Source organism: Corynebacterium sp. MSK218, from assembly GCF_030232655.1.
Classification (GTDB): Bacteria; Actinomycetota; Actinomycetes; order Mycobacteriales; family Mycobacteriaceae; genus Corynebacterium.
This window is the reverse complement of record NZ_JASPGN010000003.1, coordinates 1-16,895: the sequence shown is the minus strand read 5'-3', so window position 1 is coordinate 16,895 and position 16,895 is coordinate 1. Positions and strand designations below refer to the sequence as shown.

Here is a 16,895-nt window from a genome sequence, read left to right as displayed (position 1 = left end):
TATGTACCCGCTGCGTTCTAAAGTCACCACCGTTGGCCGCCAGGCATCTGGTGCCCGCGCTCTCTGGCGCGCTACCGGCACTAAGGAGAACGACTTTGGCAAGCCGATCGTGGCCATCGCCAGTTCCTATACCCAGTTCGTGCCAGGCCACGTCCACCTGAAGAACGTCGGTGACATTGTGGCCGATGCCGTGCGCGAAGCGGGTGGCGTACCCAAGGAATTCAACACCATCGCGGTTGATGATGGCATTGCCATGGGCCACAGCGGCATGCTCTACTCCCTTCCCTCGCGTGAGATCATCTCCGACTCCATCGAGTACATGGCCAACGCACATACTGCCGACGCCCTGGTCTGTATCTCCAACTGTGACAAGATCACCCCGGGCATGCTCAACGCTGCACTGCGTCTCAACATCCCCACCATCTTCGTCTCCGGTGGCCCGATGGAGGCCGGCAAAGCCGTCGTCGTCGACGGCGTGGCACATGCACCGACGGATCTGATTACGGCCATCACGGCGTCGGCAAGCGAGGCAGTCTCCGACGAGGGCCTCGCTCAGGTCGAGGAATCCGCCTGTCCCACCTGCGGTTCTTGCTCCGGCATGTTTACCGCCAACTCCATGAACTGCCTCACCGAGGCCCTCGGCTTGGCCTTGCCAGGCAACGGCACGACCTTGGCTACCCACGCCTTCCGCCGTCGCCTCTTTGAGCAGGCGGGACGCACCATCGTCGAGATGTGCCAGCGCTACTACGGCGAAGAGGACGATGCAGTCCTCCCACGTTCCATCGCCACCAAGGAAGCCTTCACCAACGCCATGGCCCTCGATATGGCCATGGGTGGATCCACCAACACCATCCTCCACACCCTCGCTGCGGCCCAGGAGGGCGAGGTGGACTTCACGCTCGAGGACATCAACGAAATCTCCTACCGCGTGCCGTGTCTGTCCAAGGTGGCCCCGAACGGCACGTATCACATCGAGGACGTGCACCGCGCCGGCGGCATCCCCGCTATCCTGGGCGAGCTGCGCCGCGCTGGCCACCTCAACCTCAAGGTGCACACGGCACTCTATGACAATGCCGAGGAATGGCTCGATGACTGGGATATCCGCGGCGGCAAGGCTACCGAAGCCGCCCGCGAGCTTTTCCTGGCTGCTCCCGGCGGCGTGCGAACGACCGAGCCCTTCTCCCAGTCCAACCGGTGGGATGAACTCGACACGGATGCAGTCAATGGCTGCATCCACGATGCCGAGCATGCCTTCTCCTCTGATGGCGGCCTCGTGGTCTTGCGCGGCAACCTGGCACCTAACGGTGCCATTGTGAAGGCTGCCGGCGTGGAGGAAGAATTGTGGACCTTCACCGGCCCTGCCCGCGTGGTGGAGTCCCAAGAGGAAGCCGTCTCCATCATCCTCAAGAAGGAAGTCCAGCCGGGCGATGTCATCGTCATCCGCTACGAAGGCCCCGCGGGTGGCCCTGGCATGCAGGAAATGCTGCACCCGACATCCTTCCTCAAGGGCTCTGGCTTGGGCAAGGCGTGTGCCTTGATTACGGACGGCCGCTTCTCCGGCGGTACCTCCGGCCTCTCCATCGGCCACATTTCCCCCGAGGCTGCTCACGGCGGCCTCATCGGCCTAGTGGAAAGCGGCGACCCCATCACCATCAACATCCACGAGCGCCAGCTCACCCTAGATGTGGATGAAGACGTACTAGAGCGCCGCCGCGCCGCCGAGGAGCAACGTGAGAAGCCCTGGACACCGAAGGACCGTAACCGCCCAGTCACCAAGGCTCTGCGCGCCTACGCCAACATGGCTACGTCGGCGGATCGTGGTGCGGTGCGCGTAGTGGACGGTCACGTCAATTAGAGTAAAGGCGATGAAATTCGCCACTAACGCCTTTGGGCGCACGCTTTTAACCGCCGCGGGGCTCATCGTGGGCTTTATCGGTATGGTCCTCCACATCACGGCCACGGACTTCCCGGTCGACATGATCATCTACCGCGAAGGCGTGCGCGCCTTCCTGAACGGCACGGAGGTGTACTCCGTTCCTATGCAGGCTGGCGATATCGCACTTCCGTTTATCTATCCGCCCTTCGGCGCGCTGGTCATGGTGCCTCTCACGGCCTTTGAGTGGATGAGCGATGATATGGCGGGCAACATCATGATCGTCATCTCGGACGCCCTCGTGCTGGCCTGCTTGTATGCCATATTCCGCGCGCTGAAGATTAAACCGCTGTTGCCCGTAGTGGCGCTGGTATGGGCGGCGACGATGTTCTTTGAGCCCATTCGCCTCAACAATGGCTTTGCCCAGATCAACATCGTCATCATGGCCCTGGTCATCTTTGATCTCGTGCCGCGCAAGCGTTGGCTGCCCCAAGGATGGCTCATTGGCCTTGCAGCGGCCATCAAGATTACGCCGTTGGCCATGCTGCTGTACTTCCTGCTGCGCCGCGAGTGGAAGCCGATTCTTACTGCTTTCGTCTCCGCGGTTGTGGCCACGTTACTTGCCGCTGCCTACCGCTGGGATGCCTTCGTGGAGTTCTTCACGTCAAAGCTGCTGGATATGGGCTCCGGCGGGGACTTTGGCGTGGGCACGGCCTATCAGTCCAATTCCTCCCTCAAGGGCGTCATCCAGCGCCTCTTTACGTCTCAGGAGGCCATGGACAACCACGGCACGCTCATCAACGTTGTGTGGCTCGTGGCGGCACTCACCGTTATCGCTGGAGGTTCCGCACTCATTATGTCGCAGGTAAAGCACGGGCTGCTTGTCGACGCCCACCTCACCACTGCCACCGTCATGCTGCTCATCTCCCCCGTCTCGTGGTCCCACCACTGGGTCTGGCTCTCCCTCATCGTGCCGGTGTTGGTGTACCGCGCGTGGACTTGGCGCCAGTCCACCTGGGTCGCCGGCAGTCTGCTGGCAGTGCTCGCGGCCTGGGTAGGCATGCTCGTCACCGTCCCAGGAAAGTGGTGGTTCGGCGATAACATTGATGTTCACACGATGCCGCTGTATCAAAAATTCCTGGTCGACGACTTCGTGTGGCTCGCGCTCCTAACGTGGGCGCTCTACGCCATCTGCCTCAAGGTTAAGGACACCCAAGCAGACAAACCTCATGCTGCACTCGCTGCGACCCCTACCAGCTAAGCCAAGCGCAGATTCGGGGTGCAAACTGCCCTACCTGCCAAAGTTATGCGCCGTCATTGCCGCGCGAGGGAAAACTTTGGCAACTTGGGCACCTCATTCATTAGCACGATTCAGATCTCAGCCCTCGGCTAGTGCCTTGAGCGCTGCTAAGTGACCTTTAAAGGCCACTGCACCTTTCTCCGTGAGCGCAACCCACACTGAATCCTTAGCGCGGCTGGTGCCGTACTCGCGGAAACGAGTCACGTAGCCGGCTTGTTCTAGGGCGCCAAGCTGCTTAGATAAAGTGGCGTCGGAAAGCTCCGTGCGGTCTCGCAACATAGCGAATTTCATTTCACGGTTGATGTCCCCGCCCTGTGTGGCGCCAAAAGCATTGAGTGTGGCGCAAATTTTAAAGCGATTGAGCGGGTGGATTACCGGATCGATTTCACTCATCGCGGCATCCTATCCAGCGCGCCGGTGTGCAGCGTCCAAAAGACCGCCACAGCGCACAGCACACCTGCGATGCACGAGGCAATAACGTGTCCTTCAACGAAGGGATTGAAGAGTGCCGGCAGAATCATAAAGCCCAGCCCTGCGTAGTAGCGCCAGGTCACGCTTCGGGAGGCATGCGGATCCACCTTCTGGCGCATCGAATCCCGCACCCCCGTGCGGTAAAAGAAGGCTAGCCCCACCAGTAGCCCAAGTACAAGAAGCAGTCCGCCAACAAGGACGAGCGGGTGAACGTCATCCTTGATCCACATGTAAGCAAACCACGCGCCGTACGCTACCGCTGCGAGCAGGCTCAGCCAGATAGGTGGCCGCTTCGCCGCGGCCACCCTCTGTTGCTCCTCAAATGCAAGTGCGTCCCGAACATCCTGATCCGGCATACCGAAAACTCCCCTCTCGCGGTTTCAACCGCATTGTTTTCCATTGCGGAAACCAACTTACTTTACGCAATGGAAAACAACAAGAGGAAGAGCTTAGCTCAACGGATTAACGCCTGCTCCAAACCACCAGACGGCCACAAGTGCTGCGACACCAACGACGATGAAAATCCAGGACGTCGCCAGCGGGCGGCGCGTCCAGGAACGGTTGAAGTCTAGGGAGATGAAACCCGGGCCGGTGAACTGCAGTGCCACCGCGATGGCGAACAGCACGAGGCCCAGCCAAACACTTTCGTTCCAGGCAAAGATATCCAGCCCATCGCCCGAGGCGTTGAGGCCGTGAATGGCCTCGAAGCCGGTCACAATGAGACCGAACATCGCCGCCAGCGGCGTAACCAAGCCGAGCAGCAGGAAGGCGCCAGCGATGAGCTGAACGGTCGGAACACCAATGGCCAGGGCGGCCGCCATGGTGTATTCGCCGTACTCGTTCTCTAGTCCCGACAGCCCCTCATTGCCGCCAAGCTTGAAGAATGTCGATGCACCGGCGACGAGCAGGTAAATGCTCAGTGCCAAACGCACGAAGAGCAGACCGAAGTCGATAGTGCCGCGGCGAGCTCGCTCATGTTCCTCCGCGGTCACCTTGGTCTCAGAATCGGACTCGATAGCCGGGTCAGCCACAGCGACGGTGCTCGGTACGTCATCGTACGTCTCAGCTGAAGGCTCTGCAGTGGCTTCAGCTCGCGGAAAAGCGGTGGTCTCAGTATCTGTAGCGGCGCTATCGAACGACAGCGAGTCGCGAGTGTCGCGAGAGGCACTCTCAAAGGTTTCGGTCTTAGCCTCAGCAGCGGGATCAGACGAAGGCGCAGGTTCGGTCGTGGCGGCCTCCGCTGGCTTCGGCTTAATAACCGTCGGCTCAGCGCGGCCAGCACGTTGGAAGAGACGGCTCTTCTTCGGCTCGTCAGTAGAAGCGCTGCCGGAAGCCTTATCAGTCACTGCGTCAGTGGTGGTGTCAGTGGTGGTCTCTGCCTTGTCAAGCTTGCTTGCCTTTACGGAATTAGCACCAGAGTTGTAGGTTGGGATGTCATCGTCGATGTCGGTTGCTTTATCAGGAGTCTTATCGCTCATGCCTCCAACTTAAGCCAGCACACGGCGCTTATGGTGCATCCTGTTCGGCGCGGCGTGTAGCTAAAACTGCCCGGCCAGCGGCAAGGACGTCAGCGGTGAGGTCTGCAAGCACCTCAGATTCGAGGCGCCATCGCTGCCAATAAAGGTCGATGTCGAGCGGGAAATCGTCGAGAAGCACCAGCTCCCCCGAGTCCAGCAGAGGCTGCGCCTGTAACCGCGGCACCAGGCCCCACCCCAGCCCATAGCGCACTGCCTCGACATATGACTCAGACGAGGGGATTTGTGAGACCCGCGCGCGCAGAACACGGGAATCAATAAAGCGCTCGCGCATCGCATCATCAAGGGTGGCATCATTGGGCCCAAATCCCACGATGGGAAGCGTGTCCCAATCTTCGAAGCTCTCCGCGAGACTTGGCGCAGCGACGGCGAAATAGCGCATAGTACCCAGGTATGTCGACTCGCAGCCAGACACCGGCGTGTGCTCGCGGGTCACCGCACCGAGGACATCGCCGCGACGCAACATGGCCAATGTACGGGCCTCATCCTCAATGCGGATACGCAGAGCTGCTTCCCCACGCGCAGCGGTCTTCTGCACAACAGACTGAAACCACGTAGCAAGTGAATCGGAATTGATAGCAACGGTCAGGGGAACTCGAGAAAGGCGCTCAGTAAGTCGGGCATCCGCCTCCGCTTGGACGAGCGCCATACGGCGCGCGGCTTGGGCTACGATCTCGCCGGCTTCGGTCACGGTGACGGGATTTCCGCGACGCAACAGGATACGTCCGGTCGAGACCTCAAGCGCTTTGATGCGCTGACTCACAGCAGAAGGAGTGATTCCCAACACACTTGCAGCTGCCTCAAAGGAGCCTTCATCGACGATGGCCAGCAAAGTTTCGGTATGAAGTGGGTTCATGAAGCTATTTTAAACCAGCTGTAGAACACTTAACTGGACTTCATATGCATTCTTCCGCACACTGGATGCCATGTCAGTATTGCTCGCAGGATTTGCGCTGGGACTCTCCCTCATCATCGCCATTGGACCGCAGAACGCCTACATCATCAAGATGGGCATCAAACGCGATCACGTCGGTGCGATTCTGCTTGCTTGTTTGCTGTCCGACGTCGTCCTGATCAACGCCGGCACCGCTGGTGTGGGCATTCTGGTGGAGCGCTTCCCCACCGCTCTGACCGTGGTGAAGTACCTCGGCGCTGCCTACCTCATCTACTTTGGCTTCACCTGCTTCCGCGATGCCTTTAAGAAGGAGCAAGAGGCACTCGTCGTCCAGAAAACCGAACCCGTCGCCGCATCGGTTGACGCTAACGGCGGCAATAGCGATGCGCCGGGAGGCTCAGTCCTGACGAAGATTCGTCCCCGCGTACGCTCCAAGTCTTGGGTCAAGCCCGTCATGGCAGCAATGGCGCTGACGTGGCTTAATCCCCTGGCCTATGTCGATGCGCTGGTCATGCTCGGCGGTATTGCCAACCAATACGGCGAACAGCGCTGGGTCTTCGCCGCCGGCGCCGTTCTCGCGAGCGCCGTCTGGTTCCCCTCCCTCGGCTTCGGCGCCTACAAACTCTCCAACGTACTGGCGAAGCCGACGACGTGGCGCTTCGTCAACATCGTCATCGGCTGCGTCATGATTGCGCTAACAGCAAAGCTACTGCTGCATTAATTCTGAGCGGGTCGGTCCTCTACGGGCTCGTCCTCTGCGGGGTCGCCGACGGCGCCGGTCTCCTCGACCCACTCCTTGATTTCTTCCTCGCTGCGATCTTGCTCCACGCCGTCGCGCTCGGTGTAGTAGGTGTGGTCGTTGCGATTTTCCTCCCACTTTTCTTTGTCGAAATCCACGTCCTCGTCGCCGTGCAACTCGTCCACAACCTCCGTGACGAGATCCTCGTACAACGCTTCATCATCCATGTTGGAGTCAGCAATCTGCTGACCAATTTCGTCGTCGTAGCGCTCGGCATCGTAAGCCTCATCCGGGTGCAGCTTGAGATGCAGCAGTGCGCGAATGCGCTCACGACGCAGGCCTTCGTCCTTAATCTGGCCCAAGGAACGCAGCCACCCAAAGACCAAGATCGCCACGAGGACGATTCCCATGTACCCCAGTACTGGATAGACATACTGCATGAGAGCCTTGAAGCCAGCGAAGGATACCGCGAAACCTGCAAGGCAGCCGGCAATGAAGATAATGCGGTACTTCGACTCGTTGCCGGAGGACAGGCGCTTACCCAGCGCATAGAACATGCCGATAGCCGTGTTAAAGATCATCAGGTAGATAATGACGGCCATGATGAGGCCGAGAGTCGGGTGAATCTCATCGACCAAAGTAAGCATCGGGATATCAGAATCACCAACAGATTCCGCGTTCATCAGCAAGGAGAAGCCGGCGATGCCCATGAGCAGGGCATAGACCGCGCCACCCACGATGCCGCCCCAGCCGGCTTCGCGCGGGCTGATGTTGTCACCGCCGATGACCAGCGACATAGAGACTGCCAGGATGAGGGCCAATCCGTTGTAGTTGAGTGCGGAAACCAGCCAGTTCGGAATCGGGGATTCAATGGCCGCGGAGGCGTCGATGGCAGCGGAGACGTTCTCCGGCATGTGCATCAAGGTGTAGCCGCCCACAAACAGCACCGCAATGATGATGCTCGGGGTCAGCAGGCCGATTACTTGGGAGACCTTGTCCACGTCCATCATGCCTGTCACCATGACGAGCACGAGCATCAGCAGTGAGCCGACCCACGCCGGCCAACCGAACTGCTGCTGCATGTTGGAACCCGCGCCAGCCAGCATGACGAAGCCCACTGCAAAGAGGGTAAGAATCACGGCGACGTCGAGAATGCGCGAGATGATGGGGTGGGTAATGTTTCGGAATACTTGATTGTGTTCGCTGGCATGGAAATAGCTGCCCAGTTGAAGGAACACCGTACCGGCCAAGGTCATAACAAGGCCGGCAACCACAATGCCCCAGATTCCGTTGATTCCGAAGGACGTAAAGTACTGGACAACTTCCTGGCCCGTTGCGAAGCCTGCTCCCACAAGCAAGCCGATAAAGGACAGGGCAATGCCCACAACGTTTTTATACGACACGTATATCCATCTTCTTTTCTGATTGTGAAGGAATAAAAGCGCGCCACACCTCCCGTCAGAAGCATGGCGCAAGACTTATGTCCACGGTACGCCCCGCAGAAAAGAATATGTAGATACGACGGCCGAGATATTACTCCAAAATACTTTCACCAATGAGCAATATCACCGCCGCCTCCGTTCTAGGTCACAGAGTCCTTCTATCCTTGGTGGTCTGCAAACGTCGCGGTATCAATAACACAGCGGAACCTGACGTCACCGGCTACGACGCGGTCATAGGCGGCGTCAACCTCATCGACGCTGACCTTTTCAATAACTGCACCGAGGTTGTGCTTCGCGCAGAAGTCCAGCATCTCTTGGGTTTCTTCAATGCCACCGATGTTGTTGCCGGTGAGCACCTTGCCGCCGCCGACGAGACGGTTAAGGCGCAGTGAGAGAGCTTCTGGCGGAAGGCCGACGACAGACATGATGCCGCGGGGCTTGAGCAGACGCAAGTAGTCTTCGAGGTCATACTCAGCGGAGATGGTGGACAAGATGAGGTCAAACTCGCCGCGGTGGTTCCTAAAGAAGTCCTCTTCCTCCGTGGTGGCCAGAAGGCGGTTAGCCCCTAGCTTCTTGGCATCCTCAGCCTTGCGCGTGGTTCGGGAGATCACGGTGACATCCGCGCCCTTCGCGGCAGCGATCTGCACGCCCATGTGGCCCAGTCCGCCAAGGCCGACGACGGCGACCTTCTGGCCTTCCTTAACGTCCCAGCGAGCCAGCGGCGAGTACGTGGTGATACCAGCGCATAGCAACGGCGCCGCCACGTCAAAATCAAGGGAATCTGGGATGCGGAGAACGAAGTTCTCGTTGACAACGACCTTCTCAGAGTAACCGCCTTGCGTAATCGTACCGTCGACGTCCGTGGAGTTATACGTGCCGACATTTCCGTTCAGACAGTTTTGCTCCATCCCGGCCTGACACTGCTCGCACTCGCCACAGGAGTTGACCATGCAGCCAACACCAACGCGGTCACCGACCTTGAACTTTGTGACGTCCTCCCCCACGGCCGACACCACGCCGGCAATCTCATGGCCAACGGTGAGTGGGAAGTGCGCCTCACCCCACTCGTTGCGAATAGTGTGAATATCCGAGTGGCAGATGCCGGCTGCCTTAATGTCGATGACGACGTCATCGGCGCGCGGATCGCGGCGCTCAATAGTCACGACCTTGTAGGGCTCGTGAGGGCCGGTCTTCTGCAGTGCTTTCGCTCTAATAGTCATGGCGCCCACGGTACTCCGCAGGCGCCTGACCTCGCATAATGGAAACTTTTACCAATTAGGAGAGTTTCTTAGCGATGAGCTGGTTGACCTGACCCGGGTCTGCCTTGCCCTGGGTAGCCTTCATGACGGCACCGACGATGGCACCGGTGACCTTCTTGTTGCCGGCCTTGTACTTCTCCACGATGTCGGGATTGGCAGCCAGCGCCTCGTCGACGGCCTTTTCAATGGCACCGTCATCACGTACGACCTCGAGGCCACGCTTGGCGACGACCTCATCGACGTCACCTTCACCTTCCAGTACACCGTCGACCGCCTGGCGTGCCAGCTTGGTGGTGAGCTTTCCTTCCTTGACCAGTTCGACGACGCGTGCAACCTGAGCCGGGGTAATGCTCAGCGCGGTGAGCTCTACGCCTGCCTCGTTAGCCTTACCGGTGAGGTAGGACACCCACCAGGAGCGGGCTTCATCCGGAGTGGTGCCGGCTTCCACGGTCTCGATGATGAGGTCGAGTGCCCCAGCGTTAACCAGGTCACGCATCTCCTCATCCTTAAGCCCCCACTCTTCCTGGATGCGGGCGCGGCGAATCCACGGCATCTCCGGCAGGGTCTCGCGGATCTCTTCAACCCACTCGCGGGACACGATGACCGGCGGCAGGTCTGGGTCATTGAAGTAGCGGTAATCTTCCGCGGTCTCCTTCGGGCGGCCCTTCGACGTGGAGCCGTCCGTTTCTTGGTAGTGACGGGTTTCCTGGACGATCGCTCCGCCGTCGACAAGCACCTGCGCCTGACGCTGCATCTCGAAACGCACCGCCTGCTCTACCGAGCGCAGCGAGTTAATGTTCTTGGTTTCAGTGCGGGTACCGAACTCCTCCTGGCCCACCGGGCGCAGCGACACGTTGGAGTCCACGCGCATCGAACCCTGGTCCATGCGGGCATCGGACACACCCAAGGCCGCCACGAGCTCGCGCAGTGCGGACACATACGCACGGGCCACTTCAGGAGCACGCTCGCCAGCGCCAATAATCGGCTTCGTCACGATCTCAATGAGCGGAATACCGGCACGGTTACAATCCACCAGCGACGTCGTGGCGCCATGAATGCGCCCATCGGCGCCACCCAGGTGGGTCAGCTTGCCGGTGTCTTCCTCCATATGGGCACGCTCAATCTCCACGCGCCACTCGGTGCCGTCGTCCAAAACGACGTCCAGGTAGCCGTCGTACGCAATGGGCTCATCGTACTGGGAAATTTGGTAATTCTTCGGCTGGTCCGGGTAGAAGTAGTTCTTGCGGGCAAAGCGCGAAGACTCCGCAATAGAGCAGTTCAGCGCGAGGCCAATCTTGATAGCGCCTTCCACACCTTTGGAGTTGACCACAGGAAGAGCACCCGGCAGGCCCAAGGACACCGGGTCAACGTTGGAGTTGGGGGCTGCGTTGAAGTTCGTGGGCGAGGTGGAGAACATCTTGGTCTCCGTGTTGAGCTCCACGTGGACTTCCATGCCCATAACGGGTTCGAACTTTTCTAGGACCTCGTCATAGTCCATCAGGTCATACATCGCAGCAGTCATGCGTGCCATCTTAGTATGTCAGCGCGACTCCATGCGCAACCGGCTAGCCCAAGACAGTAAGGGCATGCGTGATGAGAATCTTGGCAATCATTGCCGCCGGATACACCATGGCGTATCCCAATGCTACGCGCTGGTCAGTGCTGGTGCGGTTGTTGACAAAGGCCAACACTGCCGGCTGCGTTTGCGCACCCGCAAGTGCACCGGCAGTTTTGGTGGCACCCACATGCAAGAACCTCCGCAAGACAAAGGCGTACCCTGTCGCCACAATGGTGGTGACAACAATTCCGAGCAAGAGAATCTTCCACCACGAACCACTGGTAAAGGCGCTGGCAATCTCACTACCAGCATTCGTGCCTGCTTGTGCTAGGAACAGCAAGAGCCCCAGTTCCGCCAAGATGGTGTTTGCGGAGTGCGGCAAGGCCGTCACCGTGCTACCAATGCGCCCGATGCGCGCCATCACGAGTGCCACGATGAGCACTCCTGCCGCTGCACCTAGGTTGAAGGAAGAACCACCCGGGATCGGAATATCGATGTGGCCCAGGAAAATACCCAATGCAAGGCCCAAGCCGAGGGACACCGGGTTTATGTCGGTCAGTCCCTGGGAAGAATCACCCAGAAATTCTGAAATCTCCCGCATGACACTCTGGCGGCCAACCACACGTACGCGGTCGCCTAATTCCACGATGTGCTCGGGGATAGCCACCTGGTCGTTGTCAGCGCGGCGGACACGAGAAATGCGCGCTCCCCACCTATCAGAAAGCTGGTTGTTGAGCTCCGCAATGGTCTGGCCCGCTAGATTGTGCTCAGAAATGGTGATGCGGCGGAAATCAAGGTCATGGCGGTCGTCGTTGAGAATCTGTGGGGACTCACGTCCGGAGCGCTCAATAATGTTGTCAAGGTCCTCCGGTGCGCCCACCAGCGTCACAACGTCACCTGGATGCAGTACATCAAAGTACTTGGGGATAACAATGTCATTGCTGCCGACGCGACGCAGACGCGTGACCTGAATTTCCCCATTGCCAATGTCGGCAATTTCAGCGATCGACGTTTCGCGCTGCAATTGCATGTGCTGACGGGTCACCGGTGAAAGGGTGTCGTCGTCATTGCCGGCATCCCGAAGTACGACGATTGTCGCTACCAGCATGCCGATAACACCAAAGAGGTAGGCCACCGCATACCCCACGGTCGCAGCACCAGGATCGCCCGTGGCTTCCGACGCCGCCGCCAGTGCCGGCGTATTCGTCACGGCGCCGGCAAACGTGCCCGCAATCGTGGCGAGGGGAAGCTCAAAGACAAACGTTCCCAGGCCCCACGCGGCGATGGCGGCAATGATGAACACACCAATCATGGACAAGACTGGCCCGGTGGCCGTCTTCAGAGATTTGAAGAAAGACACACCAGAGTTGTTACCGATTCCGAAGGCAAACAACACGAGGCCGAACATGCCCAGAATCGGCGGCACCGATGCTTCCACTCCAGCTGCCGAGGCCGCTGCCGAAAAGGCGATGCCCAAAAAGAGCACCGCCGCCGCACCTAGACTAATGCCGCGGCTTTTGATGCCGCCCAAGGCCATGCCGACACCAATGAGCAGAAAGACCAACAGGACGGGTTGCTCAGCAAAATAAGCGAGGACGCTCGTCATTACTTCCTTTAAGACGTGGTTCTGCGCATCCTTTAGCCGAACAGGGCCTGCGCGTTGGCGTAGCGCTTTTCCGGAACCACCTTGAGCTTGCCGACGGCCTCTTCGAGAGGCACCAAGTTAATATTCTCGCCGTGCAGGGCCACACACATTCCGGACTGACCGTTGTGTGCCGCGCGTGCAGCGTGGGTGCCGTAGCGAGTAGCAAGGACGCGGTCATAGGCCGTCGGCGTTCCACCGCGCTGGATGTGACCAAGGACCGTGGTACGCACGTCGTAGCCCGTACGCTTCTTAATCTCCTCGCCGATGACCTGGCCGATGCCGTTGAAGGTCTGGTGACCAAACTGGTCCACGCCGCCCTCTTCGAAGTCCATCGTGCCTTCCTTCGGAAGGGCACCTTCGGCGACGCAGATGATGCCGTACTTCTCCCCCATTTGGAAGCGGCGTTCCATGGCCTTGGTGATATCAGCAATATCGAACGGCACTTCAGGGATCACCGTGTAGTGTGCACCGCCGGCCATACCCGCATGTAGCGCAATCCAGCCCACGTGACGGCCCATAACCTCAACGATGAGAATACGGTCGTGGGACTCCGCCGTAGTGTGAAGACGATCGATGGCGTCGGTTGCTACGGAGACCGCAGTGTCGAAGCCGAAGGTGTAGTCAGTAGCGTTAACATCGTTGTCAATAGTCTTCGGCACGCCAACGACCGGAATGCCATTGTCAGAAAGCCACTTGGCACCCTTGAGGGTTCCCTCACCGCCGATGGCGATGAGGGCATCAACTTCGGCGTCGGCCATATTGGCCTTGATGGTATCCAAACCCGCCTTGAACTTGTCTGGGTGCAGACGGCCCGTACCGAGGATGGTGCCGCCGCGCAGAAGAATGCGGTCAATTTCTGCATCGTCATAAAGGTCACGGCGGCGGTCTTCCATGAGACCTACCCAGCCGTCCTCATAGCCGACGACCGTATCGCCGAACTCGTTAGATGCGGTACGAACGACCGCGCGGATAACAGCATTTAGACCGGGGCAATCACCACCGGATGTCAGTACAGCAAGACGCATGAGTCCCAATCTACCCCCTTCCCTATAGCTGTGCAGGTTCCGGAACCGCATGCAGGGTATCGCGGAAGAAGAGTGACGCGCCCCACCCTACCGCCAGCATCACCACGATGATGATGAGGGAATTCGCAGCGCCGGCCACCTGCATGACGGCTGAGACCGCCGCGACGCCGATGACGGAGCCTACTTGACGCGACGTGTTATACACGCCCGATGCCGCGCCCATAAGCTGTGGCTCGATATCTCGCATGGTGGTGGCCGCATTAGAGCCCCAAATAAAGGACTGCCCTGCCCCCAACGCTGCGCATGGCAGGGCCAACCACCACGCAGTGACATCAGCACGCATGAGAAACCACAAGGCGAAAAATGTCGCAATAAGAATTCCAAAGCCGGTAGCTGCCAGTCGACGCGGATCCAGCTTGTCCGCAAGGATCCCTGCCAGTGGCGATACACACAGCGACACTAGCGCCATGGGTGTCACAACGAGGCCCGCATCCCGTGCGGATAGCCCTTGCGAGCCCTGCAGCCACATCATGATGGGAATCATCATCGACGCCGCCATAAATCCCATCGCCACAATTGCGACCGAGCCCGCAGAATAGTTACGGTCTGCGAAAAGCTCGAGTGGAATCAGTGGTTCGCGGATGCGCTTTTGCAGTCTAACAAAGACCGCGATGCCGACGAGACCTACGCCAAGAAGCACCCAGATCCACCACGACCAGCCCGTCTCCGGTCCCTGCTGCACGGCGAAGACAAGGCAGGTTAGCGCGACAAACGACGCCCCCACGGACACGTAGTCAATCTTCCTCGCCGTCGTTGGCAGCGACGGCACCCACAGCGCTGCCAGCACTATCGCCGCGATAACGAAGGGGACGTGGACCCAGAAGACTGCCTGCCAGCCAAAGACCGCAACAACAAATCCACCCAACAGAGGTCCTGCCAAGGACGCTACCGAGCCCACAATGCCCCAGACACCTAGCGCACGACCGCGCCGCTCACGGGCAAAGACCCGGTTAATTACCGCCATGGTTTGCGGCATCTGAATGGAAGCTCCGAAGCCTTGAACCGCGCGAGCCGCAATGAGAAACTCCACGTTTGGCGCCAGGGCACACAGGAGAGCTCCGATGCCAAAGAGCCCCACGCCGAGCTGGAACATCCGCTTCTGCCCATAGATATCCCCGAGCCTGCCGGTAAACAGCAGTGGAACCACAACGGCTAGCAGGTAGATAGCAGACACCCACAACACCTGGTTGACTCCGGCGTTGAACTCCTGGAGGACGTCGGGAAGCGCAACGGCGATCATTGTCTGGTCCAGCAGAGAGATGAAAAATCCCAGGGACAGCGCGGCCATAGCGCGCCAAGCTTGGCTTTCAGGCGGTAGCGCAACGGGTTGATTCATGGAACGAAGTCTAGCCGTCGCCTCGGGCACCGGCCTACACTGGGCGTCATGGGAATGATTGATATTAAGAAACCACAGGACGTTTCAACTGCCACTACCGTGGCTCTTGGTCTCATCGGCGGATGGCTCACGGCCAGGGAGACTGGAATTCGTCCACTCGGTGGCGTTGTCCTCGCCGCCGCGGGTGCATGGGCTGGCCGCAGTTGGTGGACGAAGACGAACCCAGCAACCACTGCGGGATTGACCGCACTGTACGCAGGCGCGTTCGGCCTTTCTCACCCGCTAGCTAAGAAGATTGGTGCTTGGCCGTCTGTCCTCACTGTCACCGCCGCGAGTGCCGGCGCCGCCTACGCGCTTTCCGACGCCCAGTAAGCTCCCACAATAAAACGCCCAGCGTGCACCCATTTAGGGAATGGCGCTCGCGGGCGTTTTATTTGTCTCTCTCACAGTGTGATCCGCACCCAGCAGATGCAATCACTAAGTTCACTCTAATACCCATCTACGCAAATGGAAAGAAGTGGGCAAATTATTTTTTGCACACCACCCCCATTTAGCCCGCAAAACACTGGCCACTCCTTGGCAAGGGAGCATCCCCTCAACCAGTCCGGCACCTACCCCCGTTGTTTTACATGTGTAGAACCTATACCTCCAGCTCGATAAGAGTCGAACGCACAACCTAAAGCACTGCTTGACACCCCCACGCTTCTTGATTCGTGAAGTTTATTCCCGCAGGCTATAGATCTATTGTGGCGCCACCACTAGGATTGGTTGTAGAACACTTCTTCTAACTAGATTATTTTCGGGGATACGCCAATGAGCACCACCACCATCCTGCCGGACGCCTTCTTTAGCATTACCAACCCTCATAACCCACACGCTGTTGCCCGCAGCATTGCCAGGAAAGCCACCTTTCAGGCCTGGCTTAGTGGTAAACCACAGCTTGAAGACGATATCGATACCACAGCCCTGAGCCTGGTTAACGCCTGGGCACTAACCGAGGGACACATCAAAGCAGGCCTTAGAGCCCTCCACCGCTTGGATAGCCTGCCTAAGGTCAAGGCCTTGCAGGAAGAGCATTATGTGCTTGATATTGAATCTCTTATCGCTATTGATCAGCCCATGTCAGCTCTTGCCGGGCCTTCTACTGCCACGCTGGCGCTTATTGATGGCATGCTGGCTGACTATTTCACCCCCAGCACACCCAACCAGGCTTTTCCCACTCGTAGTCAAATTCGCCGCAAAGTCCGCGACCTGTGCAAAGCGCTCGATGACACCATCGCCTATCGGGACACCCGCCCGAAAGATACCTACACGTTTTACTCCAATGGCACTACAGCGTGGCTTGAGCTTGGAGTCGATGAGAACACCGGCATTCAACTCGATGCCTTCATCCGTAAAACCGCCGCCCACGAAGGCCTAAGCCTTACCGACGCCATAAGGAAACTTCTCAGTGGTGAAATCACCCCACCGGCAACCGTTATCCTCAATACTTATAGAGCCTGCGATGTTGACAATGCCCCAACCTATGTTGAGGGCTTTGGGTGGAAAGCCACCCGGATGCCGCACGATAAGCAACGCGACCTGACTGAACCTAGTGAGGAAACTGATTCTTATCGCCCGGGTGTGGGCATGCGTAAAGAAGTCGAAGGAAGAGACGGCACCTGCCGCATCGACGGATGTACTGAACCAGCCCATCACACTCAGCTTGATCACCGGCACAACTATGCCGATGGTGGTGCCACTCATCCCAGTAACTT

At 58.8% G+C, this 16,895-nt stretch carries 15 protein-coding genes; 5 read left to right on the top strand and 10 right to left on the bottom strand.

The annotated features are described in order from the left end of the window. Position 1 precedes the first annotated feature (1 nt). Positions 2 to 1,855, top strand: a complete 1,854-nt coding sequence (ilvD, locus tag QP922_RS02970; RefSeq protein WP_284807858.1) for a dihydroxy-acid dehydratase — start codon at positions 2 to 4, stop codon at positions 1,853 to 1,855. Positions 1,856 to 1,865: 10 nt separating this feature from the next. Further along, positions 1,866 to 3,134 carry a glycosyltransferase 87 family protein gene (locus tag QP922_RS02965; protein WP_284807857.1) on the top strand — a complete coding sequence of 423 codons (1,269 nt, stop codon included), beginning with the start codon at positions 1,866 to 1,868 and terminating at the stop codon, positions 3,132 to 3,134. Between the two features lie 117 nt (positions 3,135 to 3,251). Here the strand turns inward: QP922_RS02965 and QP922_RS02960 are convergent, their stop codons facing one another. The 4 genes from QP922_RS02960 to QP922_RS02945 all read right to left on the bottom strand — a co-directional run bounded on the left by QP922_RS02960 (position 3,252) and on the right by QP922_RS02945 (position 6,035). After that, positions 3,252 to 3,566 (bottom strand): transcriptional regulator, encoded by a 315-nt coding sequence (locus QP922_RS02960; RefSeq protein WP_284807856.1) that lies wholly within the window; start codon positions 3,564 to 3,566, stop codon positions 3,252 to 3,254. Next, positions 3,563 to 4,000, bottom strand: coding sequence for a hypothetical protein (locus tag QP922_RS02955; protein ID WP_284807855.1), 438 nt, complete (start codon positions 3,998 to 4,000; stop codon positions 3,563 to 3,565). Before QP922_RS02955 ends, QP922_RS02960 begins: the two co-directional genes overlap by 4 nt. 93 nt (positions 4,001 to 4,093) lie before the next feature. After that, positions 4,094 to 5,122 carry a DoxX family protein gene (locus QP922_RS02950; RefSeq protein WP_284807854.1) on the bottom strand — a complete coding sequence of 343 codons (1,029 nt, stop codon included), beginning with the start codon at positions 5,120 to 5,122 and terminating at the stop codon, positions 4,094 to 4,096. A gap of 28 nt (positions 5,123 to 5,150) precedes the next feature. Further along, positions 5,151 to 6,035 carry a LysR family transcriptional regulator ArgP gene (locus tag QP922_RS02945; RefSeq protein WP_284807853.1) on the bottom strand — a complete coding sequence of 295 codons (885 nt, stop codon included), beginning with the start codon at positions 6,033 to 6,035 and terminating at the stop codon, positions 5,151 to 5,153. Positions 6,036 to 6,105: 70 nt separating this feature from the next. On the opposite strand from QP922_RS02945, the gene QP922_RS02940 reads away from it, so the two are divergent. After that, a complete protein-coding gene (locus tag QP922_RS02940) occupies positions 6,106 to 6,795 on the top strand; it encodes a LysE/ArgO family amino acid transporter (protein ID WP_284807852.1) in 690 nt (229 codons plus the stop codon). Here the strand turns inward: QP922_RS02940 and QP922_RS02935 are convergent. From QP922_RS02935 to QP922_RS02910, 6 genes are all read right to left on the bottom strand, one after another. After that, positions 6,792 to 8,216, bottom strand: a complete 1,425-nt coding sequence (locus QP922_RS02935; protein WP_284807851.1) for a YkvI family membrane protein — start codon at positions 8,214 to 8,216, stop codon at positions 6,792 to 6,794. The two genes, QP922_RS02940 and QP922_RS02935, sit on opposite strands and share 4 nt — an antisense overlap. Before the next feature lie 197 nt (positions 8,217 to 8,413). Further along, positions 8,414 to 9,475: an NAD(P)-dependent alcohol dehydrogenase gene (locus QP922_RS02930; RefSeq protein ID WP_284807850.1), complete on the bottom strand. Its 1,062-nt coding sequence runs from the start codon at positions 9,473 to 9,475 to the stop codon at positions 8,414 to 8,416. A 55-nt stretch (positions 9,476 to 9,530) separates the two neighbouring features. Continuing rightward, positions 9,531 to 11,036: an Asp-tRNA(Asn)/Glu-tRNA(Gln) amidotransferase subunit GatB gene (gatB, locus tag QP922_RS02925; protein WP_070671008.1), complete on the bottom strand. Its 1,506-nt coding sequence runs from the start codon at positions 11,034 to 11,036 to the stop codon at positions 9,531 to 9,533. Positions 11,037 to 11,079: 43 nt separating this feature from the next. Further along, complete coding sequence (locus QP922_RS02920) at positions 11,080 to 12,678, bottom strand: aspartate:alanine exchanger family transporter (RefSeq protein WP_284807849.1); 1,599 nt, start codon at positions 12,676 to 12,678, stop codon at positions 11,080 to 11,082. A gap of 32 nt (positions 12,679 to 12,710) precedes the next feature. Then, positions 12,711 to 13,742: a 6-phosphofructokinase gene (locus QP922_RS02915; RefSeq protein ID WP_284807848.1), complete on the bottom strand. Its 1,032-nt coding sequence runs from the start codon at positions 13,740 to 13,742 to the stop codon at positions 12,711 to 12,713. A gap of 22 nt (positions 13,743 to 13,764) precedes the next feature. Then, a complete protein-coding gene (locus QP922_RS02910; protein ID WP_284807847.1) occupies positions 13,765 to 15,138 on the bottom strand; it encodes a DHA2 family efflux MFS transporter permease subunit in 1,374 nt (457 codons plus the stop codon). A 48-nt stretch (positions 15,139 to 15,186) separates the two neighbouring features. On the opposite strand from QP922_RS02910, the gene QP922_RS02905 reads away from it, so the two are divergent. Both QP922_RS02905 and QP922_RS02900 read left to right on the top strand, forming a co-directional pair. Next, complete coding sequence (locus QP922_RS02905; RefSeq protein ID WP_070671000.1) at positions 15,187 to 15,510, top strand: hypothetical protein; 324 nt, start codon at positions 15,187 to 15,189, stop codon at positions 15,508 to 15,510. Positions 15,511 to 15,951: 441 nt separating this feature from the next. Further along, positions 15,952 to 16,895, top strand: a 944-nt coding sequence (locus QP922_RS02900) for an HNH endonuclease signature motif containing protein (protein ID WP_284807846.1), incomplete at its 3' end; no start/stop codon positions are given.

Excerpts from the sequence above, each read along its gene's own strand:
- ilvD (WP_284807858.1), top strand. The coding sequence starts at position 2 with ATGTACCCGCTGCGTTCTAAAGTCACCACCGTTGGCCGCCAGGCATCT.
- QP922_RS02915 (WP_284807848.1), bottom strand. The coding sequence starts at position 13,742 with ATGCGTCTTGCTGTACTGACATCCGGTGGTGATTGCCCCGGTCTAAAT.
- QP922_RS02945 (WP_284807853.1), bottom strand. The coding sequence starts at position 6,035 with ATGAACCCACTTCATACCGAAACTTTGCTGGCCATCGTCGATGAAGGC.
- QP922_RS02920 (WP_284807849.1), bottom strand. The coding sequence starts at position 12,678 with ATGACGAGCGTCCTCGCTTATTTTGCTGAGCAACCCGTCCTGTTGGTC.
- QP922_RS02905 (WP_070671000.1), top strand. The coding sequence starts at position 15,187 with ATGGGAATGATTGATATTAAGAAACCACAGGACGTTTCAACTGCCACT.
- QP922_RS02930 (WP_284807850.1), bottom strand. The coding sequence starts at position 9,475 with ATGACTATTAGAGCGAAAGCACTGCAGAAGACCGGCCCTCACGAGCCC.
- QP922_RS02955 (WP_284807855.1), bottom strand. The coding sequence starts at position 4,000 with ATGCCGGATCAGGATGTTCGGGACGCACTTGCATTTGAGGAGCAACAG.
- QP922_RS02940 (WP_284807852.1), top strand. The coding sequence starts at position 6,106 with ATGTCAGTATTGCTCGCAGGATTTGCGCTGGGACTCTCCCTCATCATC.
- QP922_RS02950 (WP_284807854.1), bottom strand. The coding sequence starts at position 5,122 with ATGAGCGATAAGACTCCTGATAAAGCAACCGACATCGACGATGACATC.
- QP922_RS02910 (WP_284807847.1), bottom strand. The coding sequence starts at position 15,138 with ATGAATCAACCCGTTGCGCTACCGCCTGAAAGCCAAGCTTGGCGCGCT.
- QP922_RS02960 (WP_284807856.1), bottom strand. The coding sequence starts at position 3,566 with ATGAGTGAAATCGATCCGGTAATCCACCCGCTCAATCGCTTTAAAATT.
- gatB (WP_070671008.1), bottom strand. The coding sequence starts at position 11,036 with ATGACTGCTGCGATGTATGACCTGATGGACTATGACGAGGTCCTAGAA.
- QP922_RS02965 (WP_284807857.1), top strand. The coding sequence starts at position 1,866 with ATGAAATTCGCCACTAACGCCTTTGGGCGCACGCTTTTAACCGCCGCG.